The 269-nt window shown below is 39.4% G+C and carries 1 protein-coding gene; it reads left to right on the forward strand.

Annotation, left to right across the window (positions count from 1 at the left end):
• Positions 1-269: PorV/PorQ family protein (locus tag ACRHOZ_RS21000; RefSeq protein WP_431130238.1), on the forward strand; the 269-nt coding region annotated here is incomplete at both ends.

Consider the following 269-nt stretch of genomic DNA (forward strand, 5'->3'; position numbering starts at 1 on the left):
TGTCAAGCCCAATGAATTTACAGCTGATGTGGCATATAGCTTAAGACTTGATGACCAATTTTCTATGGCTGTTGCTGTGCGTTTTATGAGGTCAGACTTAAGAATTGCTCAAGTAGATCCTAATGCGGATGCAGCAAGTACTTTTGGAGCAGATATTACTGGGTATTATCAGAGTGAAGAAGAGGCTTACAATGATTTTAATGGTCGTTGGAGAGCTGGTTTTGCAATTCAAAACTTAGGCCCGAAGTTTAAATATGATGATGGTGGTA

The organism is Flagellimonas flava (genome assembly GCF_050617915.1).
GTDB lineage: Bacteria > Bacteroidota > Bacteroidia > Flavobacteriales > Flavobacteriaceae > Flagellimonas > Flagellimonas flava_A.